Genomic DNA, 21581 nt, shown 5'->3' with positions numbered 1-21581 from the left:
CAACTTATTTTTTCCCAAGTGTATAACCAACCCCTCGAATTGTGTCAATTTTGACCTCAGTATCGATAATCTTCTTTCGCAGATTATGAACATAAATTTCAATATTATTCTCATTGACTTCCTTGTCAAATCCCCAAACCCGATCTAAAATCTGTTCCCGGGTAAATACCTGGTTCGGTCGTTTTAAAAGCATTTCCAAGATTTTCGCTTCTTTAACCGAAAGCTTAAATTCCTTATCCGTTGTCTGCAAAATGTTTTTCTTGGTATTGAAACTCACATCTTCAAAAACAATCGTTTCTCCCTTGATGCCATGATCCGGGCGACGTCCCAAAGCACGAATCCGGGCAAAGAGTTCTTTTGCCGAAAAAGGTTTGATCAAATAATCATCCGCTCCCATATCCAATCCCTTTACCTTATCATCAATGGTTCCTTTTGCCGTCAACATCAATACCGGGGTATTAATACCCTGGTCCCTGATTTGCTGAAGAATTTCAATGCCACTTTTTATTGGCAGCATGATATCCAAAACGATCACATCATAAATAGGGTTAAGGGCAAATAACAAACCTTCTTCACCATCATTGGCAATATCGCAATCAATATTTTGTATCCTGCATAGTTCCTGGAGAGCATCAGTTATCTTTTTTTCGTCCTCTACAAATAATATACGCATAAAGCGACTCCTTCCACGTTTTTGAATTTAAATCATAAGTCATATGTTCTAATTATAATTCTGAAATCTTAAAGCTATATAAAATCAATAAAATATGATATGATTTTAATAAATTAGGAGGTTGCTATGAAAGAAATACTCATTATTGAAGATGATAAAAAAATATCTCGAATCATTGAACTTCAATTAAATCATGCCGGGTTTAAAACGACCAAAGCTTTTACTGGCCGTGAAGGCATAGAAACATTTAATCAACACCCTGCTTTTGATCTGATCCTCCTGGATATTATGCTTCCTGAAGCATCCGGGTATGACGTTCTTCATTATATAAAATCTCAAAACAATCAAATACCGGTTATTTTTTTAACTGCTAAAGATGGTACCCAAGATGTCGTAAAAGGTTTTGAACTTGGAGCTGACGATTATGTTACAAAACCTTTTAATTTTGATGAACTGCTTGCCCGAATCAAAGCGAATATACGCAAAAGCACTCATGATAATTTAATAAAAACACATATCATATTTAAGGATATCGAGATCGATCTCGATAACTTTCGTGTAATCCGCAACTCTAAAGAGATTGATCTTTCTCGAACTGAATTCGATCTTTTGTATTATCTTGTTCTTAATCATGATCTGGTTCAATCACGGGAACAGATTCTGGACAATGTTTGGGGTTTTGATTATGAAGGCGGTGATAATATTGTTGATGTATATATTAAATACCTGCGGGATAAAATCGACCGGAATTATAATGAAAAACGTATCCAAACAATAAGAGGTCGCGGTTATGTGGTTCGATAACTTAAATATTCCGGGCCGGAAAAAGCCATTGAAGATCTATCATCGGATCGTTTACTTTTTTATTCTTGCGCTGACATCGGTCCTGGCTCTTTCTTTTCTAATGGTATTCTTTTTCGCTCGGCAGCTTATTTTAAATGAAAACCAGTCGACCATGATTCGTTTTAATGATTATGTCATTAACACCATCGATGAAAACAGGTCGCTACTTCTCAGTCTTCCGACGGATAAGCGACTGGAAGTAATTTCAGAAAAAATATACCCCTATGTCAAAGACAATTCTCTGATTGCCTACCGACTTTCTGATAATGCCGGACACATCTATCAATCCTCAGAGATATTAAATGACCTTCTCACCGCCGATAATCTGGATAAATATAATTTTCATTTTTTTGAATTCAGTTTTGATGATCAAAATAAGAATCAGACAATTTCCGTGAATTCTCTACGTTATAATCAGACTGAATACTATTATGTAGGCTCTTACTACGTCCTTGAAGACGGAAATATCATTTATATTCAAATCGTGAAGAATCTTCATGATAGTTATGTTTTCATGACCACCTTATTCGTTTTGATGGTCTCCATCAGTATTTTAGGTTTAGTAGCGATTATCATCATTGGTATTTATGGTACCAAGCATACCTTGAAACCACTCATTGAAATATCCGAAACCGCAAAAAATATAACCGAAAATAATTTAAACATCCGTATTGAAGAAACTGGAAACAAGGATGAACTTGATCAATTGATTATATCCCTGAATCAAATGATCCAAAAATTAGAATCCGCTTTCAATAACCAAAAACGTTTTGCATCCGATGCTTCTCATGAATTACGAATTCCGCTAACCGTCATTCAAGGCTATATTGATATTTTAGCGGATTGGGGTAAAAATGATCCTCAGCTTCGTGATGAATCCATTGAAGCCATTCGAGATGAAATCCAGGGTATGAATAAAATGGTTGAAGACTTGCTGCTCATCACTCGAATCGAAAACAATTATTACAGTACTGATTTTAAAGTTCTAGATATTTCTCTAATTTTAGAAAAAATATACTATCAATGCCGCATGATTGATCCTGACCATGAATATGAGCTAAAAACATGCGAACACGCATTTGTTCGTGGGAATGAAGGCTTAGTGATTCAAGCCATCCGCGGTCTCATTGATAACAGCCGAAAGTATACAGAAACAGGAGGCACCATCACGCTGATCTGTAACGTTCGCGATCAGAAGATAAACGAAATTACCATTTCCGATTCAGGTTGTGGTATTCCAAACAGTGAACTTGCCAAGATTAAAGAACGTTTCTATCGGATAAACCATGATCGTTCCAGAGCAACCGGCGGCACCGGTTTGGGACTGTCAATTATTGACAGTATTGTCACCATCCATCATGGCGAGCTTATTATCACCAGCGAACTCAACCAGGGAACTAACGTGTCGATATTATTGAAAAATTATTAAAACTAAAATAGCCGGGGTGATCGTCGATCGCCCCGGTGAAATAAATTTTATTTTGTCTTTATTTGCCTTACAAACATTCTGAAAAAATTTGCACGGCCTGATCAATTTGTTTCTTTGTAATAATGAGCGGCGGAACAAAGCGAATCGCATTTGATCCTGCGGTAATAACCAATAGTCCTTTGTCCATCGCTTTAGCAACAATGACGCCGAGATCGTCATCAACTTCGGCTCCGATCATAAGTCCCATCCCGCGTACATCTTTGATTGAAGGATGTTCTTTTTTCAGTGCTTCTAATTTAGATTTTAAATAATTGCCCTTTTCAGTGACCGATTCAAAGAATCCCGGTGCTGTCAAAGTTTCAATTACATATTTGCCGGTTGCGCAAACAAAGGGATTGCCCCCAAAAGTGGCCGCATGGGTTCCCGGTGTAAAGACCTCAGCAACGTGATTTTTAGCAATAATACCGCCGATGGGCACACCGCCGCCTAATCCTTTAGCCATGGTGACAACATCCGGAACCACGCCGTATTGCTGATAGGCAAACAATTTTCCGGAACGGCCGATACCGGTTTGAACTTCATCGAAAATCAGCACAATATTTTCTTTATCACATATTTTTCTTACCTCTTTTAAATATTCCGGATCCGCTGGATGAATACCGCCTTCCCCTTGAATCGGTTCCAGAATAATACCACAGGTATTGGGATTAATCTGAGCCTTTAATGCTTCAATATCATTAAAGGGCACATGATAAATTTCCGGCAGCAAAGGTTCCAGATTCGCCTGATATTTTTTTTGACCGGTCGCGCTTATTGCACCGTAGGTTCGTCCATGAAAAGATTGATCCATGGCAATAATTTCTACGGCATCCGGATGTTTTTTTAATTTTCCATAAATACGACAAAGTTTTAATGCCGCCTCACAGGCCTCTGTGCCACTGTTGCAAAAAAAGACTTTATCTAAGCCGCTTTCTTTTGTCAATAATTCGGCTAATTCAATCCCTGGTTCTGTCCAATATAAATTAGAAACATGAACCAGTTTTTCCATTTGCGTTTTCATTGCATCGATCAGCCCCGGATGAGCATAGCCAAGGGCGTTAACAGCGATACCGCCCATAAAATCAAGGTACTCTTTCCCGTTTATGTCCGTCAGCACACATCCCTGACCTTTATCGAAAACCAATGGAAAACGCTTATAGGTTTCCATGATCACATTATTTCCACGTGTAATTAAATCCATTTTTTTCCTCCTAAATTATCGAACGACGAATCATCGTTCCAACACCAGCTGCTGTAAAAAGTTCGAGGAGCAACGAATGCTGAACCTTTCCGTCTAAAATATGAACCGAATTAACGCCGCCATTTATGGCATCCACACTGTTTTGTACTTTCGGAATCATCCCCCCGTAAATAACCCCTTCTTCAATCAGTTTTGGCACGCTCTCGGCCGAAAGGCGACGAATAATCGAGTCCGGATTTTCAAAATCCATATAGACCCCATCGGTATCCGTTAAATAGATTAATTTTTCAGCCTTTACCGCTTTAGCAATGGCATATGCAACATGGTCCGCATTAATGTTGTAACTCTGTCCAGTTTCATCCGTACCAATCGGAGCGATGACCGGCAAGTAATCGTCCTTTAATAAGGTGCTTAAAATTCGGCTATCCACCTTTTCAATCTCGCCAACAAAACCAATATCAAGATTGTTGACAAATTTCTTCTTAACCTTGATCATTCCACCGTCTTTACCGGAAAGACCAACCGCGCTGATTTCCCGATTCTGGAGAAGTTGAACAATTTCCTTATTAATCTTTCCTGATAACACCATTTCTGCAACTTCCACCACTTTTTCATTCGTGATTCGCAGTCCATCCACAAACTCGGTTTCAATATCAAGATCACTTAACATGCTTGATATATCTTTACCGCCGCCATGAATAAGGATCACCCGAATCCCAACCAAACGCATCAGTGCTATATCGTCCATTACTGATTGTTTAATCGCCTCATCATACATGAAACTACCGCCATACTTGATGACCATTGTTTTCTTTTTGAACTTCTGGATATAAGGCAAGGCTTCAATCAGAACATTCGCCTTTTCAATATATTTTTCCATATAATACTTCCTTCTATATTTTTTAGCTTCGATAGTCGCCGTTTATCTTAACATACTCATAGGATAAATCGCAACCCCATGCCACTGCCTTCTCATCTCCATCCTTAAGATCAACAGAAATATTGATGTCCGTTTCAGATAAGACTTTTTTTGCTTCATCTTCTTTAAAAGCAATCGGCACACCATCTTTTAAAAGCGTAATCATACCCGCCTGACTCGAAAAAATCAAAGATACTTTTAAAGGATCAAATTCAACCCCAGAATAGCCCAAGGCACAAAGTACCCGGCCCCAGTTTGCATCTTCACCAAACAAAGCTGTTTTAACAAGGTTAGAAGTGATCACTGCTTTTGCTAAAATTCTTGCTTCATTCTTTGTTTTTGTTCCGTAAACTTCTACTTCAATGAATTTTGTCGCACCTTCACCATCGCGAATGATTTTCTTTGCCAGAGTTTTGTGGACAAACACAAAGGCTTCCTTAAAGATTTCATAATCAGGGGTGGCTTCCTCCAGCTTATCATTTCCCGCCATGCCGTTTGACATAACCGTTACCATATCGTTGGTACTGGTATCCCCATCCACGGAAATCATGTTATAAGTATCAATGGTCGTCTCTTTTAACAGCTTTTGAAGCAGCGCCGGTTCAATGTTCACATCGGTGGTTACAAATGAAAGCATCGTGGCCATATTGGGATGAATCATGCCGGATCCTTTGGCCATACCCCCAATTTTCACCAGTTTGCCTTGAATTTCAACTTCAACCCCAATGGTTTTTACACCAGTATCGGTTGTTAGAATGGCCTTCGCCGCCAACTGCCCATGCTCGCTTGTATTTCCAATTTTTGGTACCAACACATCAATCCCGGATAGAATTTTTTCAACCGGTAATGCCACGCCAATAACGCCTGTGGATGCCACCAGAACATCTTCCGGTTTAAGACCCAGAGCCTCCGCCATTTTTTTGGCCGTCGCTGCCACTGCCGTTATGCCAGCTTGTCCGGTGCAGGCATTGGCATTCCCACTGTTAACAACGACTGCCTGCTTGTACGGATTGGCAATGACATCCTTGCACCAAAGAATGGGTGCTGCCTTTACTTGATTAGTGGTCGTCAATATAGCCGTCCCACCTGGCACTTCAGAATAGATGATCGCCAAATCACTTTTTTCATTTGCTTTGATCCCACAATTTGTGCCACCAGCTTTAAACCCACGGGGTGTTGTTACCCCACCTGTTTTAATTATTTTCATGTCTTTACTCCTATTTAAATCGGGAAGTCGGCAATAAAGTCGATTCCTGTTTTTTCATCTAAATCAAAAACAATATTCATATTTTGAACGGCCTGACCGGCCGCTCCCTTTATCAAATTGTCAATGGCACCGACAACTACTACATGATTGGTTCGCGTATCAATCTTTAAGCCGATGTCACAATAATTCGACCCCTTAACCCATCGCGTTTCCGGCATTCGATCTCCGGTTAAACGCACAAAATATTCATCTTTATAGAAATCTTTGTAAAGTTCCTGAAGCTCATTTATAGCGATTGACTTTGTTAAGGTCGCATAAGATAAGGCCAGAATCCCCCGATTCATGGGGACAAGGTGGGGTGTAAACAGAAGATTAAAATTTTTACCGTTAAACAAGCCCAGTTCCTGTTCGATTTCTGGGGTATGTCGATGTTCACCGATCTTATAAGCCTTGATGGATTCATTGCATTCTGAATACATTGACGTCTGAACCATTCCTCTGCCCGCACCGGTAACCCCCGATTTCGCATCAATAATAATACTGTTGACATCGATCAACTCATTTTTCACAAGGGGTGCCAGACTCAGGATGCTGCAAGTCGTATAACAGCCCGGATTGGCAATTAAACGAGCATTTTTTATAGTATCACGATGCAATTCACACAATCCATAAACAGCCTCTTTTAATAATGACTTATTATAGTGTTCGGTATTATACCAGTCTTCATATATATCAATATCCTTAAGCCGGAAATCAGCTCCTAAATCAATAATTTTTGTTTGCATCAATATTTCTTCAGTAACCATTTTAGATGCAATACCATGAGGCAACGCCAAAAAAACGACATCCGACTTTTCTGCCAATTCTTTAATGTCGGCGACTTCACAGACATGATTCATAATGTTTTCATAGTTTCCGTAAATATCACTGAATTTTTGTCCCGCATAACTTCTGGACCCAACCGTCACTATCTCCACCTCAGGATGCCTCATTAAGATTCGAATGAGTTCCTGTCCTGCATAACCGGTTCCACCGATAACAGATGCTTTAATCATTTTTTTATCCTCTCTAAAACTTCTAATAAGAATGCTTCAGACTGTTGATTACCCACCATAACGACAACGATTAGTCATTGGCCGGTATGGTTGCCAGGCAAAATGTTTGTCTACAACCTCAAGCATTCCAACCAGAATTACTTCTGCTATTATTCATTCTATCAAAATAATAGGTGCTTGTCTGTTTGTTTATGAAATTATTACAATTAATTATTTTTGTATTATACCGGACCTTTCATGAATAATCAAGCGATATTTTTGCATATTTATAAAATTAATTTTAATATTTTTGAATTTATACTTGATTTCCAGCCCAATTGATTGTATAATCATTCATGTATTAAAAATAAATATATAAACAGAATATTTTCAGGAGGATATAAAATTGAAGAAAAAAGTAATTCTTGCCTATTCCGGTGGATTAGATACCACAACCATTATACCATGGCTTAAAAACACCTATGACTATGAAGTTATTGCCGTATGCGTCGATGTTGGTCAGGGAACTGAATTAGATGGTTTGGAAGAACGGGCTCTCGCTTCCGGCGCCAGCAAATTATATATTGAAGATGTCACCGATGAATTTGTTGAAGACTATGTCTGGCCAGCTCTTAAGGCCGATGCAATTTATGAAAAGAAATATTTATTGGGAACTTCCCTGGCACGTCCTTTAATCGCAAAGGTTCTGGTAAAATATGCAGAGCTGGAAGGCGCCGAAGCAATTTGTCATGGCGCAACCGGTAAAGGAAATGACCAGGTTCGTTTCGAATTATCAATCGGCGCGCTGGCCCCGCAATTAAAAATAATCGCTCCTTGGCGAATTTGGGATATTAAATCTCGCGAAGATGCGATGGATTATTGTATCCTTCATGATATTAAAGTCCCGATGACCATTAGCAACAGCTACAGCCGTGACAAAAATATTCTGCATATGAGTCATGAAGGTCTTGAACTTGAAGATCCTTCATTAGAACCACAATATAAAAAGTTATTACAAATGACAACCCCACTTGAAGAGACTCCTGATCAAGCCGAAATTCTCAGTTTGGATTTTGAACAAGGTATTCCCGTTAAATTAAACGGCGAAGCTTTGAGTGCCCGTAAATTACTGGAAAAATTAAATGTCATTGGCGGACGACATGGCATCGGTGTTGTCGATTTAATTGAAAATCGTGTCGTCGGTATGAAGTCTCGGGGAATCTATGAAACCCCAGGCGGCACCATCCTTTATGATGCTCATGGCGAATTGGAACACATGTGTCTGGATCGTCAAACCTATGGTTTTAAACAACAGGCAGCGGTTAAATTTGCAGAGCTTGCCTACAATGGTGAATGGTTTACGCCACTACGCGAGGCACTCTCAGCTTTTGTAGACGAAACTCAAAAAACCGTTACCGGGAATGTCAAATTAAAACTCTATAAAGGGAATATCGTTCTTATTGGCGTTACTTCGCCTTACTCATTGTACAATGCTGAAATTGCCAGTTTCACGACTGGCGACCTTTACGATCATAAAGATGCTGAAGGTTTCATTCATCTCTTTGGTTTGCCGTTAAAAGTGCGTGCCCTGATGCGACTGAGCCGTGAAGAAGAAAAAAAGGGGAATAAATAATAATGAAAAAAATGTGGGGAGGTCGGTTTTCAAAAAAAACCGACCTTTTAACCGATGATTTTAACTCGTCTATTTCCTTTGATCAACGCCTTTATAAGCAAGATATCACAGGAAGCATTGCCCATGCCCGGATGCTCGGGAAACAAAATATTATCGATCCCCGTGAATCCAAACTGATCATCCAAACGCTTGAAGAAATATTATTGGATATTGAGGCCGGCACGATTGAATTTTCGGTCGAAATGGAAGATATTCATATGAATGTGGAAGCCATTCTCACCGAACGTATCGGCGACATTGGAAAGAAACTTCATACCGGCCGCAGCCGCAATGATCAGGTAGCCACGGATATGCGTCTTTATGTCAAAGATATTGCGAAAGACAGCAAATCACTCATTGGCAAACTGGCAGCCACTCTTTTGGATTTAGCCCAGGAACATACCGAAACCATTATGCCGGGCTATACCCATCTCCAACGGGCCCAACCGATTACCTTTGCTCATCATTTAATGGCTTATGTTGAAATGTTCAAACGTGATATGATCCGAATGGAACAAGTAAGAGCGATGGCTGATACCCTGCCCTTAGGTTCAGGTGCTTTGGCAACCACCACCTACCCTTTAGATCGGGAGTCTGTTGCCGCTGAACTGGACTTTTCCGCAGTTTCATTAAACAGTCTGGACGGAGTTTCCGACCGGGATTTTTGTGTTGATTTTCTTGAAGCAGCCGCTGTATTGATGATGCATCTCAGCCGTTTTTCCGAAGAAATTATTTTATGGTGCAGCAGTGAGTTTAACTTTGTCACCCTTGACGATGCCTTCAGTACCGGCAGCAGCATCATGCCCCAAAAGAAAAATCCCGATATCGCTGAATTGGTTCGGGGCAAAACGGGCCGTGTTTATGGTGATTTAATGGGCTTTCTGACCACCATGAAGGGAATTCCTCTGGCCTACAATAAAGACATGCAAGAGGATAAAGAACCCGTCTTTGATGCCTACGACACCATCAAAATATGCGTCATCACCTTTGCCAAAATGGTTAAAACCATGACCGTCAATAAAACAGTCATGAAAACAGCAGCTGCCGGCGGATTTTCAAACGCTACCGATGCCGCCGACTGGCTTGTTAAACACGGTATTGCCTTCCGCGATGCCCATGAAATCATTGGGAAACTGGTATTTTACGGATTAGAACATAAAAAAAGTCTGGATCAACTCACTCTGGACGAATACAAAAGCGTTTCACCTGTTTTTGATGAAACCATCTATGAGGCCATTGATCTAACCGTCTGTGTTAACCAGCGAAATATTATTGGTGGCCCTGCCAAAGCACGGGTTGAGCAAGCCATCGCCTTTAATCAGGAGTGGTTGAAACAAAACTGATACAACTAATTACTAACTAGTCACTATGCAAAGAGAGCGGTATCCCCGCTCTCTTTGCATAGCTAATAAAATGATTGTTTCTCTTGAATCATTTCATAGTCGCTTCTGTTTTCCACAAAAACGCCAACTAGCAACAGCTCTCATCATCATATTTCTCAAGCCATAACAATTTTAGCGTTTCAAGATCTTCTTTAAACTCTTTTATGCTTTGATCTTCATTCATTTCTAACTTTTCTATAATTTCAAACACAAAATTCTCACCGCCATAAATTAACCAGTCATTTTGAAGTTTATGACTGACGCAGGACCCTGTCTTTTGAGAAAATTCAAAGCGGTTAGCCATTCCCATGATATTGGATGTTGCATCTAAAAACAATTTTCCGGTCTTCAAGTTGCGAATTACAAATATACCGCCAGTTTGTTTTTGTTCTTTGTACGCTGCAGTGATTTCTTTTTTTGATTGACTCTTTTTCATTAGTACCCCATTTCTCTCAGAATTGCCGCTAAACGCGCCAATCTTTCACCAAGCAATTCATCATCCTTTGCCAAAGCTGCTGAAACCAATTTAATGTCCTCATCCAAAAACGGATTATCCACACAAACCGAAACGTCCATCGCCCCCCCTTGAAGAGGGATCCGATCAATTCGAGTTTCATTTTCATCATAAAGTTTCTCATACCGGTAGGCTTCCCTAAAATACTGTTTTGTCCGACATACGAAAATTGCCAAATCAATCACTCGATGCAATGGCATTTCTTCTGATTGTCTTGACCATTTCTCACCGGTATAACGCCATATTTTTGCCGATACATCAACCTTGCCCCGATCATTCCATTGGGCCAAGCCTACCGACAAACCCTTTGCATCTGATTGACAATCTCTTCCGTCAATTTTATCGTAATCCTCGGAAACAATAACAGGTTTATGTTTTAATGCTGTCGGAATTTTCATTTTCTGCTTCTACCTCATTTTCATAAAATTATTTTTAGTAGATTACTAATTTACTAAATTTTAACATAGGAAGAATTTTATGTCCATACAAATTTTTTCATATCCTAGCTTGTTTTTAATGGCCAGATATGTTAAACTCGTTTTATATTCGTATGCACAATTGAAATTAATTATATTGATAGAAAAGAAAGTTGAAACTATGGGAAAATATAAAGCGGGCAAAGAAACAAAAGAAAAAATTTATGAGGCTTCTAAAGCCTTGTTTTATGAAAATGGTTATACCAATACAACCTGTATCAAAATTGCCAAAGCCTCTGGTGCCAATGTTGGTCTGATTAACTATTATTTCGGATCCAAGGGCGGTTTGGGGATTGACGTATATAATGAATTCATGTTCGCCATCAAAACTCGGGTAAAAGAAAAGTTAGAAGCTGCTCACATAGAAACCACACTGTTAATGCAAACTGCTGTTGAAATGCGAATGATTAATTATAACATGCGAACGAACAAGAATTTTAGTCACTTTTATTATGATATACTAAATGAAAACATCATTTACACTCAGCAGAGCGTTATGACAGATTTTTATCGTATCCTTGCTGAAAGCTGTGGTTTGCATTTCAGTGAATTTGAAATTGCTTTTATTACCTATACCAATTTTGGTGCTTCTGTTGCCACCAATCTCGCCTATGATGCCGGTCTGATTGACTGTTCCTCACTCGATTTTGCCAATGCTAACATTGATCAATTGCTAACAGCGATGAACCTCGACAAAAAAATCATTGCTCAGGTAATCAATGAATCCTATGAAATCGAAAAAAAAATCAGTATTCGAATCGAGAAGAATTTTATTATTCTATAATAATTAAAATCTTCAGTAATTTCATCTGCAGCCTCAGTATAATGTTAAAACATTGCACTGAGGTTTGTTTTTTTTGCAAATTGCATCATTCATTATTAACTATATATAACTTATCGTTAAACGATCAAATCATTCACAATAACATTTTAATAGTAAAATATCACAATCATCGATATTAAACGATTATCATTCTAGACATATCTCATTATTTTCGTAATTTAATATTTTTTTATAAATTGTTATAGACAATCTCTTTGTTTCGTGCTATCATCAATTTATGTTAAATATAGCTAATATTGATTATAACTAACTATTATTTCTATTAATGTTTGTGTGTTTAATTAAATCAATTTTTTCAATTATTCGAGATTTCAATGAAATGAATGGAGGAATTATGGAAAATAGTGAATTTAGAAGTCAGTTGTTTACTGATGTATTAGCTGGAAAAATGCCAACCCGTGTACCTGAATCCTGTGGTGTTAATGCATGTGCAGCGCTGGAACTTGCCGGATATGATTTGCGGTGTGCTCAATATGGGTATACGAAAGTTCTGGAAGCTGCTGAAAAGATCAATGCCAAATATGACACCGATACATTAATCGGAACGTGGCCAGCTATGCCCTATGTAACAAAAGCAATTGGCAGCCGAACCAATGTCATGGGAGCTGACGGTTTTATGCAACATCCAAATGTTCATATTATGGAACCGACTGAATACAACCAACTTATCGCCGATCCACTTAAATATATGTGGCATGAACAAATGCCAAGAGCCTTCACAGAGTTTTCTCAACCATGGCCTCTAAATGCTTTTGCATTATTAAAAGCATTTTTAATGGAAAAAGAATTAGGCATGAAAATGTTTATGGCAAATTACGAAATGTCACTGAAGTATAACAAATCGACGACACCCGTACTCACGGCTATTTCACGCGCCCCATTTGATTACCTTGCAGATTATTTTCGTTCTTTTACTGGTGCGCTTACTGACATTAGACGTTACCCCGAAAAGGTACTTGAAGCCGTTGATGTATTAAAGCCACTGATGGTAAGAGGGGCGTTAGCTTCCACCGCTGGCAATGTACCCACACGCGAAAACAATCGTGTCTTCTTTGCATTGCACATGGCAACCTACATGCGGCCAAAAGATTTTCAAAAATTCTGGTGGCCAACTTTTAAAGCAACGATATGGGATGTTTACACTGCAGGATTTGGCATCCTTATTTTTGCAGAAGAAAACTGGATGCAGTTGCTGGATTTTTTTGATGAATTACCGCCGCTATGTCATATCATGTTTGAATATGGCGATCCCAAAATAATCAAAGAAAAAGTTGGAAAGAAACACATTATACAAGGGATGTACCCTGTCGATCTGCTTAAACGAGGAACAAAAGAAGAAGTAACTGCTAAAGCCAAAGAATTGCTGGATGTCATGGCTCCCGGCGGACAATATATTTTTGATTTTGATAAATCAATTCTCAGAGCAAAACAAGTCGATTGGGATAATTTTGGTTATTTAGTTGATTGTGTCAAAGAATATGGAAAATATTAGGAGGAGTTCAATGAGTGCTTATGATGAAATTAAAGAAAAGAATAAAATAAAAAGTGATTATTTTTTAACATCTGAAAATATTTTGGAAAAATACACTATCGATCCGGGTGCATCAGATGATATAAAAGAATCTTTTGGTCTTGTTGAAGAAATGCTCTTGTATTTTACATTGACAACATTAAGTAATTAGATATTCTCTTGGTGTTCGAAGTTGTCAGTTCTTATTGTAATCGTTATTATCTTAATTTGACAGCTAATTTTGAACACCAATCCTTTCTTTTTTCTTTCATTAATTTATGGTTTATACATATATAAAACAATATATGTGATAAATAAATTCTATTTTTTAGGAGGTATTATTTTATGACTCAAAAGAATTCAACCCTGTCAGCAGTCGCAATTATGTCCTTATTCTTTCTGACAATGGGTGTTGGGACCATCACTCCGGCCCTGAACAGCATCATGCAGGCATTTCCAAATTTGTCGGTTTCGACAATCTATTTAACTTCAACCTTGCCATCTTTGCTGTGTATACCAGCTACGCTTATTGCCGGTGCCATTGCCGGTAACAAAGTAAAATTCAAAACACTTTCAATTATTGGTATACTTTTGTTCTTAGTAGGTGGTATCGCACCAGCATTTGCAAATGACTTTACCGTTATTCTAATTGAAAGAGCCGTGTTTGGTATCGGTCTTGGTATCATGTCACCAATCGGAAATGCACTTATTATCGGCCTTTACGATGACAATCCAAGAGCAAAAATGATGGGGCTTGGCACGATCCTCATGAATGTCGGTGGTGTTATCCTTCAGTTTGCCGGTGGATTACTGGCTGGCATTTCCTGGAATTATGCTTTTTATGCACATGCTTTTGGTATTATATCCCTGTTATTAGTTATTTTCTTCCTGCCGGAACCAAATAAAATTGAACAGCCCATCGGTGTTACGAAACAAAAAGTAAAAATAAAAAGTTCTGTTTGGCTCATTGCAATCCTTTTTGGTTGTGTTATGTTTCTAGACTATCCCTTATTAATGGGTATGTCAACATTTTTAGCTAACAACGGTTTCGGCGGACCCGCTGTTGCCGCTGTTGTCCTGGTATTCTTTACCGTCGGTGGTATTATCGCAGGTATGATCTTTAGCAATGTTTTCAAACTAGCTAAACGTTTTACTATTTCATTTGGGTTATTTGCCTTTACACTTGGTTATGTTCTGGTTCTGTTTACCGGCAATATTATCATGATAACAATTGGAACCGCATTGGTAGGAATTGGCTTCTCTATTCTATTTCCAGCAGTCATGATGATTATCGGTATGGTTTCCGAACCCCAAGCGGTCCCAATTTGTGTTTCCATTGTACTCGCAATTATGAACGCTTTTGCTTTTTTAACAACTTACTGGATCGCTTTGATCGGAAGCATTACTGGCAACGCTATTGAAGGACCAATGTTTGCTGCTATGATCATGGCTACAGTAGCTGGTGTGATATTTTTATTCATTGATCCATTTCCAAAGACTGGAAACATGCCACAACCACAAGATGAATAATTAGCAATTTTATTTTCTAATCATTTATTTAAAAAAATAAACTTTCAGGATCACAAAAGCAGTGTTATGTGTAAATATAACACTGCTTTTGCTTTTGCTATTCTTATTCTTCAATACCATCACCCGACTTACTAGGGATTACTGTCAAAACAATGCCAAATAATATGATTGCAAACCCGGTTAAAGATCCTACTGATGGCATTTCACCGACAAAAATGAACACCAGGATCGGGTTTAGTATCGGCTCCAGCAACGATACAATCGAAGCTTTAAAAGCCGATATCAAGCGAACACCTTTTAAAAAGACAAGATAAGAAACACCAATTTGGAACACCCCCAGAAAAATCAGTCCCGACCATCCCTGAATAGACAATCCTGAAAAATCAAGACTATTAGGCATTAGCACAAGAATCAACAGACATAAAACAATATTGTTGATTCCAATGATCGATCGATCCGAAATTGGGTAATCTCTTTCCATAAAATACTGAACCACTGCATAGGCAATGCCATTTGTCAGTGCCAATAAATCTCCTAAAATATTGCCTCCCCCGGATGCGCTGAGGATGACAATAATACCCAAAAAAATAAATGCACGAGGAATGAATTCACGACTTTTTATTTTCTTTCCCTTAATCAGATAGAAAAGGTATAGCCATAAAGGTGCCGTGCATTGTAAAATAATCGCATTGGCAGCCGTCGTTATTTTCGTCGTGATCACAAATACAATGCAGACATAGCAATAAGCGAGGACAAGAGCCACATAGCCTTTTGACAATTTTATCTTCTTCCATTGAATAAAAGGCAAAAAAATAAGCCCCGCAATCAATGCTCGACCAAAAGTAATTGTATAAGCGTTAGCGTCAATGAGCTTGATAAACAAACCACCGGTGCTGAATAAAACCATCGCTATCACGACATACAAAATTCCTTTATTCTTTTTTTCCATTAGCACCTCCCGAATTTCTTAATATGATCATATCATATCGATTTATTTTTTTCGCTATGTTTTTCTTTTTATTTCCTGTATAATGCTCTTAATATAGTGGAGGTAAACTGTAAATGTTATCACAGATAAAAAGTAGCGGATTATTAGGTGTAAATGGCGTTATTGTCACCGTCGAAATTGATATTTCTCGAGGATTGCCTTCTTATTCATTAGTCGGCCTTCCCGATACCGGAATAAAGGAATCCAAAGACCGCGTTTTTTCTGCCATCAAGAACAATGGTTTAAAATATCCGATGGAACGCATTACCATTAACTTGGCCCCTGCAGATCTAAAAAAAGAAGGTCCTGCCTTTGACTTGGCCATTGCCCTGGGTATCTTAAACGCCTCCGATCAGCTGGCCTGGGATCAATCGGATAATTACCTTGTTGTTGGGGAATTATCCCTCAGCGGCGAAATTAGATGTGTCACCGGTGTTCTTCCCATGATTTTGGCCGCAAAAGAAGCCGGTATTCAAAATATTCTTATTCCTTATAACAATCGTTATGAAGCTGCGGTTGTCCAAGGTGTTGATGTTTTTCCCCTAAGAGACCTGAATGAAGCCATTGCATTGATTAAAGGTGAATTGATCATTGAACCATTTAAAGTTGATCTAAACCGTCTTCTCACTCAAAAGATAGATAGTTACGGCATCGATTTTTCAGATATTCGCGGCCAAGATCAGGCCAAACGGGCTTTGGAAATTGCTGCCGCCGGCAGCCACAACGTCTTGATGACAGGAGCACCGGGATCTGGCAAAACAATGTTGGCCAAGGGTTTTCCCTCTATTCTTCCTGATCTCACCCTGGATGAAGCCCTTGAAATCACAAAAATACACAGCATTTCAGGTTTGTTAAAAAATAATGCCATTATCAATCAACGCCCCTTTCGGTCCCCTCATCACACCATTTCTAAAGCTGCCTTAGTGGGTGGCGGGCGCATTCCCAAACCCGGAGAAGTATCGCTTGCTCATTTAGGCGTTCTTTTTTTGGATGAACTCCCTGAATTTCAAAAATCAGCGCTTGAGGTTTTGCGTCAACCCATGGAGGATCAGGAGGTCAGCATCTCCCGGGTCAATGCCGCCCTTACCTTTCCAGCCTGTTTTACCCTCATCAGTTCGATGAATCCCTGTCCTTGTGGTTTTTTGTCCGACCCATCCCATGAGTGTATCTGCACCCCGCAGCAAATCAAAAATTACCAGGGGAAAATTTCCGGTCCCCTGATGGATCGATTGGATATTTTTGTGGAAGTTCCCAATACAACCTATGATGAACTTCAAACCAAGCCCAAAGGCGAAACCTCCCAGGTTATCAAAAAACGGGTAGATGCTGCCCGGGGACGACAGAATGAACGGTACCGGGATCTCGATATTTTTTACAATGCCCAGCTAACACCAAGACTTATGGAACGTTTTTGTACACTTGGTACTGCCGAGCAAAAACTCATGGAAAAAGTCTACACCAAGATGAACCTCAGTGCCAGAGGCTATCACCGGATCCTGAAATTATCGCGAACCATCGCGGATTTAGACAATACTGAAAATATTAACGTATCCCATTTAGCAGAGGCCATCCAATACCGGGGAATGCCAAAACTCACATAATAAACATTATTTTGCTCATTTTGCGACTGCCAATCAGCCAAAAAAGCATAAAAAGAAAGAGCTTACGCTCCCCCTTTTTACTAATTACTATTAACATCTATTTATTTATTTTTAATGAATTGGGAAATCGATTTTCATTTTTCCGAAGATAGCAGAGTCCGATACCGGCAACAATAACCAAAAGTAAACTGATAAGCTGCGCCGTTCGGAGTCCTAAAAACATCAGACTGTCGGTTCTCAAACCTTCGATGAAAAAACGACCAATCGAATATAAACCAAGGTAAACAAATAGCAGTTCTCCATCAGCCTTTTTTAATTTACGCTCATAAAAAAAGAGGCAGCCAAAAACGAGCAAATCCCAGATTGATTCATATAAAAAAGTGGGATGGACCCGAATCATTCCAAGCGCTGCATCATTAACCGTAATTGCCCATGGCAGATTTGTTTGGGTACCATAAGCCTCCTGATTAAAAAAATTCCCCCATCGCCCGATAGCCTGCCCTAACGGCAAACCCACTATCACCGCATCTGCAAAAGTCATGAAACGGATCTTTTTTACCCGACATAAAATAATCGCCACAATGACTCCGGCAATGATCCCGCCGTGAATGGCAAGACCGCCATCCCAGGTGGCAATAATTTCGCCCGGGTGAGCTACATAATACGCATAATTGAAAACAACATAATAAAGACGGGCGCCAATGACTATTGCTGGTGTCATAAAAAGAAAAAAATCCAAAATAGTATCTGGGTCGATTCCATATTTAGGTGCGCGTTTTATGGCAATTAACAATCCGATAAGCAAAGCACTGGCAATTAGAATACCATACCAGTGCACTTTAAGTCCAAATACGGAAAACGCAATGGGATCAGGTGCAATCATGATTAAAGAATGGTTGCCGTTTGACCGTTTTTAGCTCCCGCAGCATTTCCTTCTTCAACGTCAATATGCATATCTAAAAGGTAATTAGGATTAACACGTACTAACACGTTATCAAAAGTTAAACCACGTGGGCCGTCTAATTTAACCGAAACAACATCTTTATCCTTCAAATTGTAAGTTTTCGCTTCATCAGGACTCATATGAATATGTCGTCCTGCAACAAGAACGCCTTTGCCAATTTCAATTTCTCCTGCCGGTCCGACAATTTTTACACCAGGTGTACCGTCAATATCGCCTGAATTTCGAATCGGAACCTTAAGTCCTAATACAAAACCATCGCCAATTGAAACCTCTATCTGTGTTTCAGGTCGCACTGGTCCAAGAATACGCATGGTTTGTTTTCCTTTAGGTCCAACAACATCAACCTTTTCTTCACAAGCGAATTGTCCGGGTTGTGATAAATCTTTCATTGGTGTTAATTGGTAACCTTTGCCAAATAACGCCTCTAAATCTGTCTGTGATAAATGAATGTGTTTGTTTGATAACCCAATAGGTACTTTTCTTTCCAATTTATATCTCCTTAACTTAAATAAATTTTTAACAATCTTTATTTTATCCAATAATGCCTAAAATGTTAAGACAATATTTTGTTCTCTTTCATTTTTTTTGTTTTTTTTGCTTTTTGGCTTAATTCCAGCATCTCCTGAGCATGATCCCATGTTTTTTGAGTAACCTCTGCCCCGCCAAGCATTCGGGAAAGCTCCTCTTTTTTACCCTTTTCATCCAATGATACAAATTGAACATCCACGGTATCTCCCACGTTCCGTTTTTCAACCATAAAATGCTGATCGGCCATGGCGGCGATCTGTGGTAAGTGAGTAATGCAGATAATTTGGCGGCCATTGGGAGGGGTTACTGTCAGTGCCTGTATCTTTTCTGCCACGACCTGAGCCGTTCTGCCGCTGATGCCGGTGTCGATTTCATCAAATACCATGGTTTCGATAGCATCCAGTCCGCCAAAGATGCTTTTGAGACTCAGCATAATTCGGGATATTTCCCCACCGGATGCAACTTTCCCCAAAGGCTTCGGCGGTTGTCCCGGATTTACAGAAATTAAGAACTCCACCGTATCTTGGCCATTGGAAGCAAACCGCCCGATGTCATGTTCGATTGAAATTTCGACCTGGACCTTTTCCATGGCCAGCTCGCGCAGTTCTTTTTCCAGGGCTTTTTTCAATGATTTCCCTGATTTTACCCGTAAATCATAAAGTAATTGACTGACTTTTTGATACTTTTCCTGCAGTTTGCTTAACTCCTGATAATAAGATTGAAGGTTTTCATCCCGATTCAGCAAACCCTTTAATCGATTTTTTATGTCATCGGCATAAGCCAGTATTTCACTGATGTCAGTCCCGTACTTACGCTTGAGTTTGTCAATAATTCCGAGCCGGGCTTCAATTTCATCCAAATCTCCCAGATTATATTCAATATCTTCTAAATAGGATCGGATTTCAAAAGAAAGACTTTCGACCTCGCTAAACAACCCGTTGATGCGTTCAAGCTTTTCTTCGAAGCTGCTGTCAATTTTAGCCGTTTCCGAAATGTTTTCCTGTAACATTCCCATTGCATCAAGGATTGAATTCTGATCTATTGTTTCACCCTGAAGCAGCTCATAAGCCCGACTGACATTCGAAAATAGGCGTTCCTTATTTTCTAAAATTTTTTTTTCTGCTGCCAGCCGGTCATCTTCTCCTGTTTCCAAACCAGCGCTTTCTATTTCTGCTATTTCAAACTGGAGGTTTTCTTTTTCTCGTTCTAATTCCCGTTCATTTATTTTCAATTCATCTATTTGACTTCTGATTTCTTTAATCGCCTTTGCATCCGCTGCTATCTGTTCGCGATATTTTGCATTGCTCTCGCCCCCAAAAGCATCTAAAAGCTGACGATGGTTTTCACGTTTAAATAGGGATTGGTGCTCATGCTGGCCATGAATATCCATCAGGTCGTCGCCAATATTTTTCAGTTGCGAAACAGTTATGATCAACCCGTTGGCGCGGCAGACATTTCGTCCATGATCATCCAACTCCCGGGTTAAAACCAACTGCCCCTCTTCAATGGGAACGCCAAATGTTTCGCACTTTTCAATCAGCTTCTTTTGTTCGCTAATGTCAAAAAGCCCTTGCACCGTCATCTTGTTTTCACCTTGACGAATATTGTTTTTGTTTCCGCGATTTCCCAATACCAGGGTTAACGCATCAATCACAATCGATTTTCCAGCACCGGTTTCCCCGGTGATCACATTCAGACCCTGATTAAAATCAACCGCTAAATGATCAATCAGTGCATAATTTTTTACAACGAGATTTCTCAGCATAGAGCCCTCCCTTATTTCATCAACTTTTTAAATTTCCCGACAATTTCGGCCATCATATCACGATTACGGATTAAAACAAAAATGGTATCATCCCCAGCAATCGTTCCCACAATTTCAGCCCACTCCAACGAATCAATTGCAAGGGCAGCGGCTTGTGCCATGGCCGGCAGGGTTCTTAAGACAATTGTGTTTTCAACATAATCAATGGTTAAGACCGACTCCTTAAAAACGGCATTGACCCGTTCATTATAGATACTGCCAATATCTTTAAGCGGTGCATAATGCTGGATGCCATCATGGCTCATGACCTTGATTAATTTCAACTCCTTAATATCTCTGGAAATCGTCGCCTGGGTTACGGTAAATCCCAAATTTTTCAGTGCCTGGGCCAGATCTTCCTGGGTTTCTATTAAATTATTTTCGATAATTTCAATAATTTTTAATTGCCGCGATACTTTCATC

21 protein-coding genes are annotated in these 21581 nt (G+C 39.3%); 9 read left to right on the top strand and 12 right to left on the bottom strand.

Annotation, left to right across the window (positions count from 1 at the left end):
• Positions 1-4: 4 nt before the first annotated feature.
• Complete coding sequence (locus FZC40_RS09035; protein ID WP_148567651.1) at positions 5-673, bottom strand: response regulator transcription factor; 669 nt, start codon at positions 671-673, stop codon at positions 5-7.
• Positions 674-799: 126 nt separating this feature from the next.
• Here FZC40_RS09035 and FZC40_RS09030 point away from each other — a divergent pair, with 126 nt between their 5' ends.
• Positions 800-1477, top strand: a complete 678-nt coding sequence (locus FZC40_RS09030; protein ID WP_148603561.1) for a response regulator transcription factor — start codon at positions 800-802, stop codon at positions 1475-1477.
• On the top strand, positions 1464-2945 hold the full coding sequence (locus FZC40_RS09025) for a sensor histidine kinase (RefSeq protein ID WP_148603560.1): 1482 nt from the start codon (positions 1464-1466) through the stop codon (positions 2943-2945). The genes FZC40_RS09030 and FZC40_RS09025 overlap by 14 nt, the downstream gene beginning before the upstream one ends.
• Positions 2946-3012: 67 nt before the next feature.
• On the opposite strand, the gene FZC40_RS09020 is transcribed toward FZC40_RS09025, so the two are convergent.
• From FZC40_RS09020 to argC, 4 genes are read right to left on the bottom strand one after another with little or no spacing between them, the layout of a single operon-like run.
• Entirely contained in the window at positions 3013-4185 is a 1173-nt protein-coding gene (locus FZC40_RS09020; protein WP_148603559.1) for an acetylornithine transaminase, read from the bottom strand.
• Between the two features lie 10 nt (positions 4186-4195).
• Positions 4196-5065 (bottom strand): acetylglutamate kinase, encoded by an 870-nt coding sequence (argB, locus tag FZC40_RS09015; protein WP_148603558.1) that lies wholly within the window; start codon positions 5063-5065, stop codon positions 4196-4198.
• Between the two features lie 22 nt (positions 5066-5087).
• Positions 5088-6311 carry a bifunctional ornithine acetyltransferase/N-acetylglutamate synthase gene (argJ, locus tag FZC40_RS09010; RefSeq protein ID WP_148603557.1) on the bottom strand — a complete coding sequence of 408 codons (1224 nt, stop codon included), beginning with the start codon at positions 6309-6311 and terminating at the stop codon, positions 5088-5090.
• Positions 6312-6325: 14 nt separating this feature from the next.
• Positions 6326-7366: an N-acetyl-gamma-glutamyl-phosphate reductase gene (gene argC / locus FZC40_RS09005; RefSeq protein WP_148603556.1), complete on the bottom strand. Its 1041-nt coding sequence runs from the start codon at positions 7364-7366 to the stop codon at positions 6326-6328.
• Between the two features lie 385 nt (positions 7367-7751).
• Here argC and FZC40_RS09000 point away from each other — a divergent pair, with 385 nt between their 5' ends.
• Entirely contained in the window at positions 7752-8978 is a 1227-nt protein-coding gene (locus FZC40_RS09000) for an argininosuccinate synthase (protein WP_148603555.1), read from the top strand.
• A gap of 2 nt (positions 8979-8980) precedes the next feature.
• Complete coding sequence (gene argH, locus FZC40_RS08995; RefSeq protein WP_148603554.1) at positions 8981-10360, top strand: argininosuccinate lyase; 1380 nt, start codon at positions 8981-8983, stop codon at positions 10358-10360.
• A gap of 127 nt (positions 10361-10487) precedes the next feature.
• Here argH and FZC40_RS08990 read toward each other — a convergent pair whose 3' ends face one another.
• Together FZC40_RS08990 and FZC40_RS08985 are read right to left on the bottom strand one after the other, a co-directional pair.
• The gene (locus tag FZC40_RS08990) at positions 10488-10835 is read right to left on the bottom strand and encodes a GIY-YIG nuclease family protein (RefSeq protein WP_148603553.1); all 348 of its coding nucleotides are present in this window, start codon (positions 10833-10835) and stop codon (positions 10488-10490) included.
• Positions 10835-11311 (bottom strand): DUF6530 family protein, encoded by a 477-nt coding sequence (locus FZC40_RS08985; protein ID WP_148603552.1) that lies wholly within the window; start codon positions 11309-11311, stop codon positions 10835-10837. Before FZC40_RS08985 ends, FZC40_RS08990 begins: the two co-directional genes overlap by 1 nt.
• Positions 11312-11510: 199 nt before the next feature.
• On the opposite strand from FZC40_RS08985, the gene FZC40_RS08980 reads away from it, so the two are divergent.
• The 4 genes from FZC40_RS08980 (at position 11511) to FZC40_RS08965 (ending at position 15273) form a co-directional block, all read left to right on the top strand.
• A complete protein-coding gene (locus FZC40_RS08980; RefSeq protein WP_186843764.1) occupies positions 11511-12173 on the top strand; it encodes a TetR/AcrR family transcriptional regulator in 663 nt (220 codons plus the stop codon).
• A 394-nt stretch (positions 12174-12567) separates the two neighbouring features.
• Positions 12568-13725 carry a uroporphyrinogen decarboxylase/cobalamine-independent methonine synthase family protein gene (locus tag FZC40_RS08975; RefSeq protein ID WP_186843763.1) on the top strand — a complete coding sequence of 386 codons (1158 nt, stop codon included), beginning with the start codon at positions 12568-12570 and terminating at the stop codon, positions 13723-13725.
• Positions 13726-13735: 10 nt separating this feature from the next.
• Positions 13736-13915: a hypothetical protein gene (locus FZC40_RS08970; protein WP_148603549.1), complete on the top strand. Its 180-nt coding sequence runs from the start codon at positions 13736-13738 to the stop codon at positions 13913-13915.
• A 173-nt stretch (positions 13916-14088) separates the two neighbouring features.
• Complete coding sequence (locus tag FZC40_RS08965) at positions 14089-15273, top strand: MFS transporter (RefSeq protein ID WP_148603548.1); 1185 nt, start codon at positions 14089-14091, stop codon at positions 15271-15273.
• Between the two features lie 103 nt (positions 15274-15376).
• Here the strand turns inward: FZC40_RS08965 and FZC40_RS08960 are convergent, their stop codons facing one another.
• The gene (locus FZC40_RS08960; RefSeq protein WP_148603547.1) at positions 15377-16222 is read right to left on the bottom strand and encodes a DMT family transporter; all 846 of its coding nucleotides are present in this window, start codon (positions 16220-16222) and stop codon (positions 15377-15379) included.
• A gap of 113 nt (positions 16223-16335) precedes the next feature.
• On the opposite strand from FZC40_RS08960, the gene FZC40_RS08955 reads away from it, so the two are divergent.
• The gene (locus FZC40_RS08955) at positions 16336-17862 is read left to right on the top strand and encodes a YifB family Mg chelatase-like AAA ATPase (protein WP_148603546.1); all 1527 of its coding nucleotides are present in this window, start codon (positions 16336-16338) and stop codon (positions 17860-17862) included.
• Positions 17863-17959: 97 nt separating this feature from the next.
• Here FZC40_RS08955 and lgt read toward each other — a convergent pair whose 3' ends face one another.
• From lgt to FZC40_RS08935, 4 genes are all read right to left on the bottom strand, one after another.
• Positions 17960-18745, bottom strand: coding sequence for a prolipoprotein diacylglyceryl transferase (lgt, locus tag FZC40_RS08950; protein WP_148603545.1), 786 nt, complete (start codon positions 18743-18745; stop codon positions 17960-17962).
• A gap of 2 nt (positions 18746-18747) precedes the next feature.
• Complete coding sequence (gene pduL, locus FZC40_RS08945; RefSeq protein WP_148567635.1) at positions 18748-19314, bottom strand: phosphate propanoyltransferase; 567 nt, start codon at positions 19312-19314, stop codon at positions 18748-18750.
• A 65-nt stretch (positions 19315-19379) separates the two neighbouring features.
• Positions 19380-21119, bottom strand: coding sequence for a DNA repair protein RecN (gene recN, locus FZC40_RS08940; protein ID WP_148603544.1), 1740 nt, complete (start codon positions 21117-21119; stop codon positions 19380-19382).
• A gap of 11 nt (positions 21120-21130) precedes the next feature.
• A complete protein-coding gene (locus tag FZC40_RS08935) occupies positions 21131-21580 on the bottom strand; it encodes an arginine repressor (RefSeq protein WP_148603543.1) in 450 nt (149 codons plus the stop codon).
• Position 21581: the final 1 nt, after the last annotated feature.

The organism is Acetobacterium tundrae (genome assembly GCF_008086615.1).
GTDB lineage: Bacteria > Bacillota > Clostridia > Eubacteriales > Eubacteriaceae > Acetobacterium > Acetobacterium tundrae.
The sequence above is the reverse complement of the archived record's forward strand: the minus strand, read 5'-3'. Positions and strand labels throughout refer to the sequence as shown.

Excerpts from the sequence above, each read along its gene's own strand:
- FZC40_RS09020 (WP_148603559.1), bottom strand. The coding sequence starts at position 4,185 with ATGGATTTAATTACACGTGGAAATAATGTGATCATGGAAACCTATAAG.
- argJ (WP_148603557.1), bottom strand. The coding sequence starts at position 6,311 with ATGAAAATAATTAAAACAGGTGGGGTAACAACACCCCGTGGGTTTAAA.
- argB (WP_148603558.1), bottom strand. The coding sequence starts at position 5,065 with ATGGAAAAATATATTGAAAAGGCGAATGTTCTGATTGAAGCCTTGCCT.
- FZC40_RS08975 (WP_186843763.1), top strand. The coding sequence starts at position 12,568 with ATGGAAAATAGTGAATTTAGAAGTCAGTTGTTTACTGATGTATTAGCT.
- FZC40_RS09025 (WP_148603560.1), top strand. The coding sequence starts at position 1,464 with ATGTGGTTCGATAACTTAAATATTCCGGGCCGGAAAAAGCCATTGAAG.
- lgt (WP_148603545.1), bottom strand. The coding sequence starts at position 18,745 with ATGATTGCACCTGATCCCATTGCGTTTTCCGTATTTGGACTTAAAGTG.
- FZC40_RS08970 (WP_148603549.1), top strand. The coding sequence starts at position 13,736 with ATGAGTGCTTATGATGAAATTAAAGAAAAGAATAAAATAAAAAGTGAT.
- argC (WP_148603556.1), bottom strand. The coding sequence starts at position 7,366 with ATGATTAAAGCATCTGTTATCGGTGGAACCGGTTATGCAGGACAGGAA.
- FZC40_RS08980 (WP_186843764.1), top strand. The coding sequence starts at position 11,511 with ATGGGAAAATATAAAGCGGGCAAAGAAACAAAAGAAAAAATTTATGAG.
- recN (WP_148603544.1), bottom strand. The coding sequence starts at position 21,119 with ATGCTGAGAAATCTCGTTGTAAAAAATTATGCACTGATTGATCATTTA.
- argH (WP_148603554.1), top strand. The coding sequence starts at position 8,981 with ATGAAAAAAATGTGGGGAGGTCGGTTTTCAAAAAAAACCGACCTTTTA.
- FZC40_RS08955 (WP_148603546.1), top strand. The coding sequence starts at position 16,336 with ATGTTATCACAGATAAAAAGTAGCGGATTATTAGGTGTAAATGGCGTT.
- FZC40_RS08990 (WP_148603553.1), bottom strand. The coding sequence starts at position 10,835 with ATGAAAAAGAGTCAATCAAAAAAAGAAATCACTGCAGCGTACAAAGAA.
- FZC40_RS09035 (WP_148567651.1), bottom strand. The coding sequence starts at position 673 with ATGCGTATATTATTTGTAGAGGACGAAAAAAAGATAACTGATGCTCTC.
- FZC40_RS08935 (WP_148603543.1), bottom strand. The coding sequence starts at position 21,580 with ATGAAAGTATCGCGGCAATTAAAAATTATTGAAATTATCGAAAATAAT.
- FZC40_RS09030 (WP_148603561.1), top strand. The coding sequence starts at position 800 with ATGAAAGAAATACTCATTATTGAAGATGATAAAAAAATATCTCGAATC.
- FZC40_RS08965 (WP_148603548.1), top strand. The coding sequence starts at position 14,089 with ATGACTCAAAAGAATTCAACCCTGTCAGCAGTCGCAATTATGTCCTTA.
- FZC40_RS08985 (WP_148603552.1), bottom strand. The coding sequence starts at position 11,311 with ATGAAAATTCCGACAGCATTAAAACATAAACCTGTTATTGTTTCCGAG.
- FZC40_RS08960 (WP_148603547.1), bottom strand. The coding sequence starts at position 16,222 with ATGGAAAAAAAGAATAAAGGAATTTTGTATGTCGTGATAGCGATGGTT.